The sequence below is a fragment of the Paraburkholderia flagellata genome, assembly GCF_021390645.1.
GTDB lineage: Bacteria > Pseudomonadota > Gammaproteobacteria > Burkholderiales > Burkholderiaceae > Paraburkholderia > Paraburkholderia flagellata.
Window position 1 is genome coordinate 293347 of the sequence record NZ_JAJEJT010000001.1, and the last position, 15490, is coordinate 308836.

Below are 15490 nucleotides of genomic sequence, written 5' to 3' on the forward strand. Positions count from 1 at the left end.
CCGCCGATTTCCCTGCTTGACTTCAAACTGCTTACCTTGCTGCGCGCGATGGGCGTCAAGCCGCTACGCGCCGATCGACGTGCGTCCAGACCGCACGATTCACCGCGCTGACCACTGCCGCAACGCACGCATGGACCGCGTCTTCGCCCACGCCAACGCCGTGGCGCAGCGGCTGGCCGCCCACGCGCGCGCCGACGAATACGGCCGTGCCGCCCTGCGCAGTGCGCTCGCTCTCGAACGAGGTGATTTCAATGCGCTCATCCGCCATCGCCGCGATTGCGGCGGCCACGGCTTGCGCATGCGCTTCATCGATGCTCGCGACAGCCGGCATGGCCACGTCGCTGCCTTCCCAGCGCACACGACCTGAACCCACGTGGGCGGCCGGCCCGCGCGTTTCGAAATACTCACGCGCGAAGAGCGCGCAGACTGCATCGCCAGTGATTTCCTCGCCCGACGTATCGGCGACGGTCTGCACGGCGTGGCTGAACTCGATCTGCACGCGGCGCGGCGGCGTGAAGCCCATACCGCGCTCGAGCAGATACGTCGCGCCACCCTTGCCCGACTGGCTGTTCACGCGGATCACCGCGTCATAGCTGCGGCCGAGATCGGCGGGATCGATCGGGAGATAGGGCACTTCCCAAACGGCGTCGGGCCGTTGCTGCGCGAAGCCCTTGCGGATCGCGTCCTGGTGCGAGCCCGAAAACGCCGTGAACACGAGATCGCCCGCATACGGATGGCGCGGGTGCACGGGCAACTGGTTGCAGCGCTCGACCACGCGGCGCACGCCGTCGATATCGGAAAAGTCGAGGCCCGGGTCGATGCCCTGGGTGTAGAGGTTCATCGCGAGCGTGACGAGATCGACGTTGCCGGTGCGTTCGCCATTGCCGAACAGACAGCCTTCGATGCGGTCCGCGCCCGCGAGCAGCGCCATTTCGGCGGCAGCCACCGCCGTGCCGCGGTCGTTATGCGGATGCACCGAAAGCACGATGCTGTCGCGATACGCGAGGTTGCGGTCCATCCACTCGATCTGGTCGGCGTAGACGTTGGGCATCGCGGCTTCGACGGTCGCCGGGAGATTCACGATCATCTTGTGATCGCGCGTGGGGCGCCACGTCTGGGCCACGGCGTCGCAGACTTCGCGCGCGAAGGTCAGCTCGGTCATGCTGAACGTTTCGGGCGAGTACTGATAAATCCAGTGCGTTTGCGGGTTTTTGTCGGCATGTTCGCGAATGATGCGCGTGCCTTCGACTGCGAGCGCCTTGACTTCGTCCTTCGATTGACCGAACACGATCTTGCGGAACGACGGGCAGATCGCGTTGTAGAGGTGGACGATTGCGCGCGGCACGCCTTCGAGCGCTTCGAACGTGCGCGCAATCAACTCTTCACGCGACTGCACGAGCACTTCGATGGTCACGTCCTCGGGAATGCGCTTTTCCTCGATCAGCTTGCGCACGAAATCGAAGTCGGTCTGCGAAGCGGAGGGAAAGCCGACTTCGATTTCCTTGAAGCCGATCGCGACGAGCATCTCGAAAAACTCGGTCTTCTGCTCGATGCTCATCGGCTCGATCAGCGACTGGTTGCCGTCGCGCAAGTCGGTGCTCATCCAGATCGGCGCGCGTTCGACGGTGCGCGTTGGCCATTTGCGGCCGTTCAAGCGGATGGCGGGGAAGGGGCGGTACTTCTCGGCGGGATTACGCAACATGACGAGCCTCGTTCTTCATGGTGTCGTTTGCGATGGCGGTCGGCAGCGGGCGGCTGGCGGGCTGACGACGGAGCACGATGCGCGAAACTTCACGCGTACGGGCGGCAACCTCGGACGCGAAGAAGACGGCCACGGTGACGGCGGTAGCCGGCGCGGCGAAAGCGGACGTGAACGATGCCCATGCAACGTGCATTTTGACCTCGCGACTCGTCCGAACGGTAAGCGGACGAATGCAGACGACAGGTTGTAGAGATACAGCGGATTTGGGGTACTGCGAGAACTGCTTTGGGAGGACCGCGGTGACCGGAGAGGTGGTCGTTGCGGCGCTACACCAGCTTTAGGCTAGGCGTAGCGATAGGGCCGATAGTAGGCCGTGGGCAATGCGGAGGGTGTTCGGGAAGGAACGCATTCGTCCAATGTAAATCAGGGCGGTTGCGTGTGTCAACAGGGAATATGCAGATTAGCCGCGCGAAGATGCGTGAAGATGGCCGACGAAGCGCGCTGATGCGTTTTCCCTGTCGGCGCGGGTCGCCCGCCCCGCGCGGCTTTTGGCGAATTTGGCGACGCGCTTCGTGAGCGGATTTTCAGCGCTTCGCGATACGCTTGATCGTCTCGATCTGACGCGCGATGGCTTCGGGCACCGGCGCTTCGCCGCGCAGCACGGCTTCGATCCATGCCGCCGTAGTAGGCGCATCGCGACCTTCCGGAAGATCGACTTCGGGAGCGCCGGGGGATGAACGCTCCGGCTCGATCAGCGTCTCGCAGATGCCGTCGTGCAGCCAGTCCACCTGCACCTGGCGTCGCGTATCGGCGACCGCTTCGCCTTCGGTGCCACGCGCGAGCAACGCGCCGCCGACAGCCGCGTCCGGATGCGCCGCGAAGAGCGCGCTCAGGCTTTCCCGGTACGGCGGGTGCGTGTAGTTCACGAGGCGCAGGCCCGGCTCGGCGAACGGTTGGAGCAGCTTGACGAGCGTATGCGTTGAGTTGCGCACACCCATGCGCCGACGCAGCGAAAGCAGACGTCCGAGCTGGGGCGCGAGCGTTGCGATCGAAGAAAACGCCGCGCGGCTCGACGCCAGTTGCGCCTCGATTTCGGCGTGATCGTGTACTTCGGGGTGGTTCAGCGCCGCGAAGATTTCCGCGCTCGTCACACGGCCCGGATCGGTGGTGACGCCGTGCACGAGCGTCGGCACGCCTTCGCGCGCGAGCAGCAGGGCGAGCAGCGGCACGAGATTCGGCTGCTTGCGCGCGCCGTTGTAGCTAGGGATCGAAACAGGCCGGTAGTCGCCTGCCGGCGTCGCGATCGGTACGAACGACGCGTGTGCTGCGCGCAGCATGGCAGCCAGTTCCTCGGCGGTTTCGCCCTTGAGGCGATAGGCGAGCAGCACCGCACCTAGCTCAAGCTCCGGCACGCGGCCGTCGAGCATAGCGGCATAGAGCGCGTGGGTGTCCTCGGACGAGAGCGAGCGAGCGCCGTGCGGTCCGCGGCCGATCTCCTTGATGAAGCGGGCGCACGGGAAGATGTCGGTGGAGTCGGCGGTGGTCATGGGCGAACGCGGTTCGTTCGACGGCGTGCGGTGCGCCGCCGTCGTATTGAAATGGGGGATGCGGCAAGTATCGCACGAGCACGCCGTGCCTCGCCGGCCGCTCCCGCGGCCTCTTTTGGTCAGCCGCACCGCGCCGGCCGCTTGAAGACTCCGCCGCGCGCGCTCACCGTCGCGCGTTACACTCGCGATTGTTCTGGCGCGCAAGCCGCGCCTGCATGCCTTGCAAGCCCGAAAGACCTACAGGCCCGCGTGCCTCGCGCACGCCCCATCACAAAGACGGAGAACTCCATGACGTACGTATTCGAACCGGCGGCGCTCGCCTCGGTGCCGGTGGCCGGCAGCGACTCGCGTTTCCCCGTGCGGCGCATCTACTGCGTTGGCCGCAACTACGAAGCGCATGCGCGCGAGATGGGCCACGATCCGAACCGTGAGCCGCCGTTCTTCTTCTCCAAACCCGCCGACGCCGTGCTCTATGTCGCGCCCGGTTCGACCGCCGAGTTTCCGTATCCCGCGCAATCGAAGAACGTGCATTTCGAGATGGAACTTGTCGCGGCGATTGGCAAGGGCGGCAAGGATATTCCGCTCGCAAGCGCGCTCGACCATGTCTACGGCTATGCGCTCGGCCTCGATATGACGCGTCGCGACTTGCAAGGCGAGGCGAAGAAGCTCGGTCGTCCATGGGATACGGCCAAGGGCTTCGATCATTCGGCGCCTATCGGCCCGATCCATCCGGTTTCGAAGATCGGCCAGCTCGCGAAGGGCGAGATTTGGCTCGCGGTCAACGGCGAGGAAAAGCAACGCTCGGACATCTCGCAGATGATCTGGCCGGTTGCCGACACGATCGCGTTCCTTTCGACGCTGTTCGAACTCAAGGCTGGCGACCTGATCTACACGGGCACGCCCGAAGGCGTGGGCGCTGTCGTGAAGGGCGACCTGATGACGGGCGGTGTGGCAGGGATCGGCGAATTCGCGGTGCGGGTCGTCTGAGCGGCACGGTCCGCATCACGATTCAAGAGGAGCAAGAGAGGAGCATGAAGCTTTACAGCTATTTCCGCAGTTCGGCATCGTATCGAGTGCGCATTGCGCTGAATCTGAAGAAACTTTCGTACGAGTACGTGCCGGTCCATCTCGTGCGCGATGGCGGGGAGCAGCTCAAGCCTGCCTACCGCCAGGTCAATCCCGACGCGATCGTGCCGGCTTTCGTCGACGACGAAGGGCACACGCTCCAGCAGTCGCTCGCGATCATCGAGTATCTGGAGGAGACGCATCCCGAGCCGCCGCTGCTGCCGAAGTCGCCCGCCGATCGCGCGCACGTTCGCTCGCTCGCGCTGCAGGTGGCATGCGAGATTCACCCGGTGGACAACCTGCGCGTGCTGAAGTACCTCAAGCACACCGTTGGCGCGGACGACGCGACGAAAGACGCGTGGTACCGCCACTGGATCGAGGCGGGTTTTGAGACGCTGGAACAGCGGCTCGCCATCGATTCCCGCACGGGCAAGCTCTCTTTCGGTGACACGCCCACCATCGCCGATCTTTGCATCGTGCCGCAGGTCTACAACGCGAACCGGTTCAAGATCGACACGACGCGCTACCCGACCATTCAGCGCATCAACGACTACGCGCTCACGCTCGACGCGTTCGCGCGCGCCGCACCGGGCGTGCAGCCGGATTCGGAGTGAGCGTCTGACCGGCTTGCGTTGGCCTCGCCGATAAAAAAGGGCGTCGTTCGCGAGAACGACGCCCTTTGCGTATCCAAATCCGGTTAAGCGCGTACTTTTAGCCGCCAAGCAGCGCGTCGGCGAATTCCTCGGCCACGAACGGCTGCAGGTCTTCGACCTTCTCGCCCACGCCGATGAAATACACGGGAATCGGGCGTTGCCGCGCGATCGCGGCGAGAATGCCGCCCTTGGCGGTGCCATCGAGCTTCGTCACGATCAGGCCAGTGAGGCCGAGCGCGTCGTCGAACGCCTTGACCTGCGTGAGTGCGTTCTGGCCCGTATTCGCATCGATCACGAGCAGCACCTCGTGCGGCGCACCGTCGAATGCCTTGCCGATCACGCGCTTGACCTTCTTCAGCTCGTCCATCAGATGCAATTGCGTGGGCAGGCGGCCCGCGGTGTCGGCCATCACCACGTCGAGGCGGCGTGCGCGTGCGGCGCTCACGGCGTCGAAGATCACCGCGGCCGGGTCGCCGCTTTCCTGTTGCACGACCGTCACGTTGTTGCGCTGGCCCCAGATGGCGAGCTGTTCGCGCGCGGCGGCGCGGAAGGTGTCGCCCGCGGCGAGCAGCACACTCTGGTCGAAGCTCTGCAGATGCTTCGCCAGCTTGCCGATGCTGGTGGTCTTGCCCGCGCCGTTCACGCCCGCGATCATCATCACGAGCGGCTGGGCGCGGCCGAGCATGAGCGACTTTTCGAGCGGCTTGAGCAGGCCGATGAGCAGCTCGCGCAGGGCATTCTTGACCTGCTGCGCGTCGGTCAGGCGCTCGGCGCGCACTTTCTGGCGCAGCGTTTCGAGCAGATATTCGGTGGCGTCGACGCCCGCATCCGACATCAGCAGCGCGGTTTCGAGCTCCTCGTACAGATCGTCGTCGATCTTTGCGTTGACGAAAATGCTCTGGATGTTCGAGCCTGTTTTCGATAGCCCCGACCTCAGGCGCTTGAGCCAGGATTGCTTTGCGGCGGGCTCGAGCGCGGGCGGCGGGACGATCTCGACGGTTTCCGGTTCGTCGTCGCTGGCGGCGGTGGCTTGCGGCAGCGCGACAGGCTTGGGCGGAGCGGTGACGGACGGCGCGGTCACGGCCGGTGGAACGGACGGCGCAGGCTGCGTTTCGCGCGCCGTACTGGCGGGCGCCTCAACGGCCTCGTCCGGCGCCTCGAGCGTGGCTTCGCCCTGTGCGTTCTCGGCCGACGCGTTCTCGTCGTCCTTCGAGCCGCGGAATCGTTTGAAGAAGCTGAACATGGTCTGGGGTGGGTCAGGCGCGCTGCGGGTCGGACCGAGGAGCGGTCAGCGACGGCATGGGAAGCGGTAACGCGCGGAAAACATGTCATTTTATCAGGCACACTACCTGGAGTCGCTGCGGCTTTGCTGTGGGGGCCTTGCGGCGTGCGCGCGGCACGTGTGCGCCCCTGTGGTAACGTGCGCGCATTGGAGGGTGCGATGCGAAAGCGTGGCGCCCGAACCTTGTAGTCAAGTTCCGCAGGCAGGTTGACTGCCGGCGGTCAAATGCACGCAGCCGTACGACCCAACGCATGACCCGTTCCTCATCCTCACGTGGCCAAGGCGGCCGCTCCCATCAGTCCGATCCGCGCGCGCGTGGCGGCGGCGCACACACGGTCCGCATCATCGGCGGCGACTGGAAGCGCACGCCGCTGCCGGTGCTCGATCTCGATGGGCTACGCCCGACCCCCGACCGCGTGCGCGAAACGCTCTTCAACTGGCTCGGCCAGCGCCTCGACGGCCTGCGCTGCCTCGACCTGTTCGCGGGCAGCGGCGGCCTTGGCTTCGAGGCGGCCTCGCGCGGCGCCGCTCGTGTCGTGATGGTGGAGCGCAGCGCGCGCGCCGCTGCGCAGTTGCGCGCGAATCAGGCCCGCCTTGGCGCGCGCATGATCGAAATCGCGGAAGCCGACGCCCTGCGCCTCGCGGCCAATCTCGCACCAGGCTCGTTCGATGTGGTATTCCTCGATCCGCCGTTCGGCGACACCGCGCTGCTCGAGCGCTCGCTCGAACTGGCCGCGCCGCTTGTCGCCACGGGTGGATGGCTTTACGTGGAATGTGGCGAGCCGGTCGACCCGGCTGCGCGGCCCGCGCTCGCGGGCTGGAGCGTGGTGCGCGAGGGCAAGGCGGGTGCGGTTCACTATCATTTGCTGCAGCGCGAAAATGAGGAATAATGCGCGTTCGATAAGAAGCGGCGGGCGGCCTGGCCGTCACGCGCGCACGTGTGCATGCGTCGCCACGGCACTGCATTGCGCCCCATTTCTGTTGAGAGGAGAAGCCTCATGGTAGTCGCCGTGTACCCCGGTACCTTCGACCCGCTCACGCGTGGCCACGAAGATCTCGTGCGGCGCGCGTCGAGCATTTTCGACACGCTGGTAGTCGGCGTTGCGGACAGCCGCAACAAGAAGCCTTTCTTCTCGCTCGAAGAGCGGCTCGAGATTGCCCACGAGGTGCTCGGCCATTATCCGAATGTCCAGGTCATGAGCTTCAAGGGGCTCCTGAAGGACTTCGTGCGCACCAACAACGCACGCGTGATCGTGCGCGGCCTGCGTGCGGTGTCGGACTTCGAGTACGAATTTCAGATGGCGGGCATGAACCGCTATTTGCTGCCCGACGTCGAGACGATGTTCATGACGCCTTCGGACCAGTATCAGTTCATTTCGGGCACGATTGTGCGTGAAATCGCCCAGTTGGGCGGAGATGTCAGCAAGTTCGTGTTTCCTTCCGTGGAAAAGCGCTTGCAGGACAAGGTGGCCTCGATGGGCGGCCCGGTGACGAAGGCGTGAACGCGCGGCGAAAGCAGCGTAAACTATAGGGCTAAGCAACGTGTGAGCCGGCCCTAAAGCCGGCAGGAAGTGAGATAAGCATGGCCCTGATGATTACCGACGAGTGCATCAATTGCGACGTGTGCGAGCCCGAGTGCCCGAACGACGCGATCTCGATGGGTCCGGAAATCTATGTGATCGACCCGGGCAAGTGCACCGAGTGTGTCGGCCATTTCGATGAGCCGCAGTGCATTCAGGTGTGCCCGGTGGAGTGCATTCCCAAGAATCCTGAGCATGTCGAGTCGCCCGAGCAACTGATGCAGAAGTACCATGCGCTGATGGCGGCAAAGAACGCCGCCTGAACCGCTGGATTCTCCGGAAATAAAAAACGCGCCAACTGGCGCGTTTTTTATTTCATCTTGCGGTCTTCTTACGCGACGATGGCCTTCAACGCATCGACGAGCGTATCGCACTCGGCATCGGTGCCGATCGAGATACGCAGATGCTGGTTCACGCGCGGCGCGTTGAAATGGCGCACGAAGATCTCTCTTTCGCGCAGTTTGGCCGCAATTGCCGCCGCGTCATGCGCAGGATGCCTCGCGAATACGAAATTTGCCGCCGAAGGTACGACCTCGAAGCCGAGCGCCGAGAGCGCGGCCGCGAGTCGCTCGCGGCTCGCGATCACGCGCGCGCTCGTCGTCTTGAGCCATTCGGCGTCTTCGTAAGCGGCCGTCGCAGCGGCTTGCGCGAGGCGGTCGAGCGGGTACGAGTTGAAGCTGTCCTTCACGCGGTTGAGCGCGTCGATGAGATCGGGGTGACCGAACGCGAAGCCCACCCGCATGCCCGCGAGCGAGCGCGACTTCGAAGTCGTGTGCACGACCAGCAAGTTGGGATAGCGGTCGATCAACGCGATTGCCGATTCGGCGCCGAAATCCACATAGGCTTCGTCGATCACCACCACCGATTCCAGGTTCGCAGCGACAAGCCGCTCGATTTCCGCTAGTGGCAGCGCGTGACCCGTGGGCGCGTTCGGATTCGGAAAGATCACGCCGCCATTCGGCTGCAGGTAATCGTCGACGCGAATCGTGAACTGCGCGGTAAGCGGCACCGTGCGGTACTCGACCTCGTAGAGCCGCGCGTAGGTCGGGTAGAAGCTGTAAGTGATATCAGGAAAGAGGATCGGCTTGTCGTGCTTGAGCAGTGCCTGGAACGCGTGGGCCAGCACCTCGTCCGAGCCGTTGCCGACGAACACCTGTTCCGCGCGGATGCCGTGATGCGCGGCCACAGCGGCGCGCAGGCGCTTCGCGACGGGGTCGGGATAGCGGCGCAGCGACTCGCCCGTCTCGCCCAACTCGTGGCGGATCGCCTCGAGCACGCGCGGGGAGGGCGCATAGGGGTTCTCGTTGGTGTTGAGCTTGACCGGCTTCGCGAGCGCGGGCTGTTCGCCCGGCACGTAGGGCACGAGCCGGTTGACGATGTCACTCCAGTAACGACTCAAGACGCTCTCCTTGTTTCAACCATTGCGATGCAACTGCATCACCGCGCGTTCGGCCTCGCCCTTTACGAACGTCGGCATCACGGCGAGCGCCCGCTCGATCGAGGCGTCGATCACGTCCTGCTCTTCGCGGCGCGGCGGCTTGAGCACGAAGTTCGCGACATCGGGCCTGGCGCCTGCGCGTGCGCCTTCGGGAATCAGATCGCGCGGATGGCCAATGCCGATGCGCAAGCGCCAGTACTGCTGGGTCGATAGATGCGCGGAAATATCCTTCAGGCCGTTGTGGCCGCCGCTGCCGCCGGCGAGCTTGAGCTTGACGGTGCCGGGAGGCAGATCGAGCTCGTCGTGCGCGACGAGGATCTCATCGGGCAGGATCTTGAAGAAGGCCGCGAGGGCCACGACCGATTGCCCCGAGCGGTTCATATAGGTCTGCGGCTCGAGCAGATGCACTTCCTCGCCGTAGAGGCGCGCCTTCGCATAGTGGCCGTGGAAGCGCCGCTCGTCGCGCAGCGTCGTGCCGGCTTCGCGCGCGAGCTGGTCCACGAACCAGAAGCCCGCGTTGTGGCGCGTCGCCGTGTATTCGGCGCCCGGATTGCCGAGCCCGACGATCAACCTGATCATTGTGGTGTTCCGCCTGCGTAAATCAGTAAGTCGACCCGCAAGTGTACGAAAAAGTGCGAAAAAAAACCCGCCGGGGCGAACCTCGGCGGGTCACGTCGTCCGTTTCAGTGAAACGGATCGAGAGGATCGGCTCGTTGAAGCCGCTGCGATTACTCAGCAGCCGGCGCTTCTTCGCCTTCAGCAGCCGCCTGGGCGCCAGCCGGCACGGGTGCCGACACGACGACCGGGTTTTCGCTTTCCACGTGCGAGACGAGCGTCACGCCTGCGGGCAGGGTGATGTCCTTGGCGTGCAGCGACTGGCCAGCTTCGATCTTGGCGAGGTCGACTTCGATGAATTCCGGCAGTTGGCCCGGCAGGCACTGGACTTCGATTTCAGCCAGAACGTGCGAGATGATCGCGCCACCCGTCTTCACAGCCGGGTTGGTTTCCTGGTTCATGAAGTGCAGGGGCACCTTCGTGTGGAGCTTCTTGTTCGGATCCACGCGCTGGAAGTCCACGTGCAGCACGAGCTGACGGAACGGATGGTATTGCACGTCGCGCAGCAGCACTTGCTGCGACTTGCCGGCCACTTCGAGGTCGAGGATCGACGAGTGGAAGGATTCCTTCTTGAGGGCGTGCCACAGCGCGTTGTGATCGACTTCGATCAGTTGCGGCTCGGCGCCGACACCGTAAACGATGCCAGGGGTCTTGCCAGCAATGCGCAGGCGGCGGCTCGCACCCGTACCTTGCAGGTTACGCTCGAAAGCGATGACTTTCATTTGATTCTCCAATGCACTGCCCGCGACCAGGCAGTAAAACGGGGCCATTTCAGCAGAATGCCTGCCTTCGGGCCCCCAGCGATGCAGCGCGAACCTTCGTTCGTTCGCGCCGATTACGTGCAAAGGCGCGGCGTTCTTCCGAACACCGCGCCTTGCGCGTCAATTCTTATCAGCTTTCCGCGAAGAGCGACATCACCGAGTCGCCGCGACGGATGCGCGAGAACGTTTCGGCGAGAAGACCTGCGCTCGTGAGCGAGCGGATCTTCGCGCACGAACGCGCTTCGGCGCCCAGCGGAATTGTGTCGGTGACGACCAGCTCGTCGAGCGCCGAGGCGGCGATACGCTCGCCTGCGCCACCCGAGAGAACCGGGTGCGTGGCGTAAGCGAACACCTTCTTCGCGCCGCGTTCCTTCAGCACTTGCGCTGCCTTGCAGAGCGTGCCGGCGGTGTCGACCATGTCGTCCATGATCACGCAGGTGCGGCCTTCGACTTCGCCGATGATGTTCATCACTTCGGCGACGTTCGCCTTCGGACGACGCTTGTCGATGATGGCGAGATCGCAATTCAGTTGCTTGGCGAGCGCACGGGCGCGCACCACGCCGCCGACGTCCGGCGAAACGACCAGCAGGTTCTCGTAGTTCTGCTTGCGCAGATCGCCGAGCAGCACGGGCGTAGCGTAGATGTTGTCGACGGGAATATCGAAGAAGCCCTGAATCTGGTCGGCGTGCAGATCCATCGTGATGATCCGTTCGACGCCGGCGATTTCCAGCATGTTCGCCACGACCTTCGCCGAGATGGCGACGCGCGCCGAACGGGGGCGGCGGTCTTGACGGGCATAGCCGAAGTAGGGGATCGCTGCTGTGATCCGGCCTGCGGATGCGCGCTTGAGCGCATCGACCATGATCATCAGTTCCATCAGGTTGTCGTTGGTCGGCGCGCAGGTCGACTGAAGGACGAAGACGTCCTTGCCACGCACGTTTTCCTGGATTTCGACCTGGATTTCACCGTCGGAAAAGCGGCTAACCATAGCCTTGCCGAGGGGAATACCGAGGATCTTGACGACTTCCTGGGCAAGCGCGGGATTTGCGTTGCCAGTAAAAACCATCAGGCCGTCATGGCTGCTCATCATGCACCTGCTGCGGACTTTGGGGGGCGAGAGGAACTACTTAGGCGAGCTGCTCTGGGTAACCCACAGAGCGAACTGCCTGGAAATTTTGGCAGGGGAGGAAGGACTCGAACCCTCGCATGCCGGAATCAAAATCCGGTGCCTTAACCAACTTGGCGACTCCCCTACACTCAACTTGAGCCTGGTTGACCGGTAGGACAATCAACCACGCAAAACTATGCCGCGAAAGCGAAGAGTGGATGCGTATTCAGACTCGAGGCTACCGCGCTTCTCCAGTCCGGTTGTTCCGCAAGCAGTTTGGCTTGTGCCGATTCTGCTTCGGACCGACTGGCGAATGCTGCAAAAACGCTGGCACCCGATCCGGTCATCCGCGCTGGTGCGATGCTGCTTGAGACACTCTCAAACCATCGAAGCACCTGCGCTACTTCCGCGTATTTTCCTGCGACAACCGCTTGCATATCGTTATGACCGAAGCTGTCTGGCCATCCGTTCTGCTGCTTGCTACCTGCAAGTTGCTGTGCAAGAAAGACTGCTATTGTGCAGGTCTTTGTGTCCCTTGTCAACGAGTTTTCCGAAAAAATCTCAGCAGTAGGAACATGAACCCGCGGCGTCACGACCAAAAAATGACGCGGGGGCAATTGTACAGCCTCCAATGCTTCTCCAACACCCTCCGCGAATGCATTTTTCCCGAACACGAAGAAGGGTACGTCCGCGCCCAGCTTGAGTGCGAGCGCCTGCAATTCTTCTCGCTGCAAGTTGAGCTTCCAGAGGCGGTTGAGCGCGAGCAGCGTCGTGGCCGCGTCCGAGCTGCCGCCACCAAGACCCGCGCCCATCGGCAGACGCTTTTCGATATCGATCTCGACGCCCTCGTTCGTGCCCGTATGTTCCTTGAGCAGCTTCGCTGCGCGCACGGTGAGGTCGTGCTCGGCCGGCACGCCTTCCACTTCTACGGTGCGCGTGATGCGGCCGTCCTGGCGGCGTGTGAAATGCAGTGTGTCGCCCCAGTCGAGTAACTGGAACACGGTCTGCAGATCGTGATAGCCATTGGGACGGCGACCCGTGATGTGCAGGAAGAGATTGAGTTTCGCGGGCGCTAGGCAGTCGCGCAGCGAGTCCTGGGTTTCGATCATGATGCTCTTGGGATGATGCCTGGATCCTGGCCGGCGCGAGCCGGCCAGATATTGCTGATAAGAGGCAGTTGTCGGACAGTAACCGGCCCGCTTACTGGTCGAGCACGAGCTTGATCTGGAGCGGCGGCTCTTCGCGTGTGAGATTGACGCGCTTCACGCCCGTGCCCGGCGCGTCTGCATAGGCAACGTAATCGATGGTCCAGCCGTCCTGCTCGATCTGCGAAAGCCGTTGCGGATTCTGCGGGTCTGGCGTGGTGCGCGCGCGCGACGTGGGCGCGACCGAAGGCTGCAGCCAGTAGCGCAGCCCTTCCACGGGCAGTGCGAAGCCGAGTGCCTGCTGCATGAGCGTGCTCACGTTGTCGGCCGTGAGCGGCTGGCGGTTAGGCAGTTCCAGCGTGGCTTGCGACGGCGCGGAAGTGACGAGCGCGAGCGTTTGGCCGAGCGGGTTGAGCAGTTGCAGCGTCACCGTCGAATCGGTCTCGCGCAAGTCGAAGTTGCCGTACGCGTTGCGCTGCTGGCCGTTCTGGTCGACATACTGCACAGCGAAACGGCCATGATAGGCGCGGCTCGTCTGCGTGGTGAGCGAGGTCGTGGCGTTCGACGTGGATGGCTGGCGCGGCGGTTGTTGCGTGGCGCAGCCCGCGAGTACGAGGAGCGCCGCTGCCGCTGCGCCAAGCGACGCGCGCCGCACAAAGCGGGCGGCGCGCGCAGCGGAATGGGCCTTTGGGGAAACTGAAGTGAAAAAATCTGCCATCAGAGATCGTTGACCTGGAGGCGCTTGAGCGTTTTCAGGAGCGTGTCGTTGTCGGGCTCGAGCTTGCGGGCCTCACGCCACGCGGCGCGCGCGCCGTCCTGGTCGCCGTTTTTCCAGAGCACTTCGCCGAGGTGCGCGCCAATTTCCGCGTTCGGCTGGAGACTGTAGGCCTTGCGCAAGAGCTTGATCGCGTCGGCATTGTCGCCCATGCGGTATTTCACCCAGCCCACGCTGTCCATGATGAACGCGTCGTCGGGTGCGAGCGCCGAGGCTCTTTCGACCAGTTTGTCGGCTTCCTGCAGACGCTGGTTGCGGTCCGCGAGCGAGTAGCCGAGCGCGTTGTAGGCCTGCGGATTGTCAGGCTGCGTCTTGATCAGCTTGCGCAGTTGCGCTTCCATGATGTCGTAATGGCCGTTTTTTTCCGCGGCCATCGCGTAGTCATAGGTGAGGTCCGGGTCGTCAGGGAAGTCGGCGGTCGCCTTCGCAAGCCGTGCCTCGGCTTCCGGGTAGCGCTTCGCGTCGAACAGGATCGCGGCGTCGGTGCGCGCGATCAGCGCCTGGTCGCGCGGATCGTCGGCCTGAATGCTCGCGAGTTGGCGCCGCGCGTCGTCGGTCTTGCCTTCCTTGTCCAGGATTTGCGCGCGCGTGATCTGGGCCGGCACGTACTGCTGGCTGTTCGGCTGGATCTTGTCGAGCCACTTCTGCGCGCCGGCATCATCCTTCTGCTCGACCGCCAGTTGCGCGAGGTAAATATAGGCCTGACCGGGGTCCGCGCCCGGATTCTTCTCGGCAAGTTGCGCGTATTGCGTCAGATACTTCTGCGCCGCGTCGAACTTTTTCTGCTGCACGCTGATGAGCGCGAGCGCCATGAGCGGCATCAGGTCGTTCGCATTGTCCTTGTGCAGGATCTCGAACTGCTTCTGCGCGTCGTCGAGGCGGTCGGCGGCGAGATACGTTTGCGCGAGCGCAAGCCGGCCTTCGCGCGACTTCGGATTTTGCTGGACGTACTTCTCGATCGACGCAATGCCTTCGGCGCGCTCCTCCGGCCCCATCTGCGCGAGCATCAGCGCGGCGGGAAGATAGTCGGCCTTGAGCGCGAGCGCCTGTTCGAACGACTTGCGCGCTCCGGGCACGTCGTCGGCGAGCAATTGCTGGCGGCCGATCGCAAGCTGTGCCTCGGGGCGGTTCAAGTCGTCCTTGAGCATCGACTTGAGCACATTCAGGCCGCCCACGCGATTCGGGCCGCGCGAAAGCAGAAGCTGCAGCGAGAGGATGGCCTGGCCGCGGCTGTCGGCCGGTACTTTCGCCAGTTCGCGCGCGAGCAGTGGCTGAGCGTCGTCGGGCTTGCCGGCGAGCACGAGCAGCGAGGCGTCGAGTTGCGCGGCACGCTCGGAGTCGGGCGCGTACTGCTGCCAGAGCTGGACCGCAGTCAGGGCGTCGGAAGGACTTTGCGCCGCGAGCGCGATTTCGGTCGCGCGCTGCGCCATGCGCGGGTCGTGCGTGTCGCGCGCGAGCGCGAGATACGTTTGAAAGGCGGGCGCAGGCTGGTCGCGTTGCAGCGCGATTTCCGCGGCGAGCACCTGGAAGACGATCTGGCTCGACAGCGGCACGCTCGGCAGATCCTTCTTTTCGTCGGGCGAGGCGGGACCGAAAGCGTCCGGCATGGTGACGGAAGTGTCGTCCGTGTCGGGGGACGGATCCTGTGCATATGCGCTCGACGTGGTCAATGCCCAGGCCGTGAGAACCGCGGCGCTAACGAGGCGACGCGCGAAGGCGGCAGGCATGCGGCGCGTCGCGGGGCGCTTCGCGAACAGCTTAACGAAAGACAGTTCCATGGAATTCCGTCGAATGTTTCGGTCGATTGTAACGCGCTGGC

General features: G+C 64.0%; 15 protein-coding genes and 1 tRNA gene. 5 read left to right on the plus strand and 11 right to left on the minus strand.

Going from position 1 to position 15490, the window contains the following annotated elements:
* Positions 1-55: 55 nt before the first annotated feature.
* On the minus strand, positions 56-1702 hold the full coding sequence (leuA, locus tag L0U83_RS01360; RefSeq protein ID WP_233879493.1) for a 2-isopropylmalate synthase: 1647 nt from the start codon (positions 1700-1702) through the stop codon (positions 56-58).
* 584 nt (positions 1703-2286) lie between these two features.
* Positions 2287-3249, minus strand: a complete 963-nt coding sequence (ybiB, locus tag L0U83_RS01365) for a DNA-binding protein YbiB (RefSeq protein ID WP_233879494.1) — start codon at positions 3247-3249, stop codon at positions 2287-2289.
* 288 nt (positions 3250-3537) lie between these two features.
* Here ybiB and L0U83_RS01370 point away from each other — a divergent pair, with 288 nt between their 5' ends.
* Both L0U83_RS01370 and maiA read left to right on the plus strand, forming a co-directional pair.
* Entirely contained in the window at positions 3538-4236 is a 699-nt protein-coding gene (locus L0U83_RS01370) for a fumarylacetoacetate hydrolase family protein (protein WP_233879501.1), read from the plus strand.
* Positions 4237-4280: 44 nt separating this feature from the next.
* Positions 4281-4928 (plus strand): maleylacetoacetate isomerase, encoded by a 648-nt coding sequence (gene maiA, locus L0U83_RS01375; RefSeq protein WP_233879510.1) that lies wholly within the window; start codon positions 4281-4283, stop codon positions 4926-4928.
* Between the two features lie 97 nt (positions 4929-5025).
* Here the strand turns inward: maiA and ftsY are convergent, their stop codons facing one another.
* On the minus strand, positions 5026-6210 hold the full coding sequence (gene ftsY, locus L0U83_RS01380; RefSeq protein ID WP_233879529.1) for a signal recognition particle-docking protein FtsY: 1185 nt from the start codon (positions 6208-6210) through the stop codon (positions 5026-5028).
* A gap of 290 nt (positions 6211-6500) precedes the next feature.
* On the opposite strand from ftsY, the gene rsmD reads away from it, so the two are divergent.
* The 3 genes from rsmD to L0U83_RS01395 all read left to right on the plus strand — a co-directional run bounded on the left by rsmD (position 6501) and on the right by L0U83_RS01395 (position 8092).
* Positions 6501-7139, plus strand: coding sequence for a 16S rRNA (guanine(966)-N(2))-methyltransferase RsmD (gene rsmD / locus L0U83_RS01385; protein ID WP_233879546.1), 639 nt, complete (start codon positions 6501-6503; stop codon positions 7137-7139).
* Positions 7140-7247: 108 nt separating this feature from the next.
* Positions 7248-7751, plus strand: coding sequence for a pantetheine-phosphate adenylyltransferase (coaD, locus tag L0U83_RS01390; protein ID WP_201694440.1), 504 nt, complete (start codon positions 7248-7250; stop codon positions 7749-7751).
* A gap of 80 nt (positions 7752-7831) precedes the next feature.
* Positions 7832-8092 carry a YfhL family 4Fe-4S dicluster ferredoxin gene (locus L0U83_RS01395; protein ID WP_233879563.1) on the plus strand — a complete coding sequence of 87 codons (261 nt, stop codon included), beginning with the start codon at positions 7832-7834 and terminating at the stop codon, positions 8090-8092.
* Positions 8093-8160: 68 nt separating this feature from the next.
* On the opposite strand, the gene hisC is transcribed toward L0U83_RS01395, so the two are convergent.
* From hisC to L0U83_RS01435, 8 genes are all read right to left on the minus strand, one after another.
* Positions 8161-9228, minus strand: a complete 1068-nt coding sequence (hisC, locus tag L0U83_RS01400; RefSeq protein WP_233879564.1) for a histidinol-phosphate transaminase — start codon at positions 9226-9228, stop codon at positions 8161-8163.
* A 15-nt stretch (positions 9229-9243) separates the two neighbouring features.
* Positions 9244-9846: an aminoacyl-tRNA hydrolase gene (gene pth / locus L0U83_RS01405; RefSeq protein ID WP_233879577.1), complete on the minus strand. Its 603-nt coding sequence runs from the start codon at positions 9844-9846 to the stop codon at positions 9244-9246.
* 149 nt (positions 9847-9995) lie between these two features.
* Positions 9996-10604: a 50S ribosomal protein L25/general stress protein Ctc gene (locus tag L0U83_RS01410; protein WP_233879580.1), complete on the minus strand. Its 609-nt coding sequence runs from the start codon at positions 10602-10604 to the stop codon at positions 9996-9998.
* A gap of 169 nt (positions 10605-10773) precedes the next feature.
* Positions 10774-11730: a ribose-phosphate pyrophosphokinase gene (locus tag L0U83_RS01415; protein WP_028209335.1), complete on the minus strand. Its 957-nt coding sequence runs from the start codon at positions 11728-11730 to the stop codon at positions 10774-10776.
* 89 nt (positions 11731-11819) lie between these two features.
* A tRNA-Gln gene (locus L0U83_RS01420) sits at positions 11820-11896 on the minus strand.
* 49 nt (positions 11897-11945) lie between these two features.
* Positions 11946-12860, minus strand: coding sequence for a 4-(cytidine 5'-diphospho)-2-C-methyl-D-erythritol kinase (gene ispE / locus L0U83_RS01425; protein ID WP_233879594.1), 915 nt, complete (start codon positions 12858-12860; stop codon positions 11946-11948).
* A 91-nt stretch (positions 12861-12951) separates the two neighbouring features.
* A complete protein-coding gene (lolB, locus tag L0U83_RS01430) occupies positions 12952-13614 on the minus strand; it encodes a lipoprotein insertase outer membrane protein LolB (protein WP_233879603.1) in 663 nt (220 codons plus the stop codon).
* Positions 13614-15449: a tetratricopeptide repeat protein gene (locus L0U83_RS01435; RefSeq protein WP_233879605.1), complete on the minus strand. Its 1836-nt coding sequence runs from the start codon at positions 15447-15449 to the stop codon at positions 13614-13616. Before L0U83_RS01435 ends, lolB begins: the two co-directional genes overlap by 1 nt.
* Positions 15450-15490: the final 41 nt, after the last annotated feature.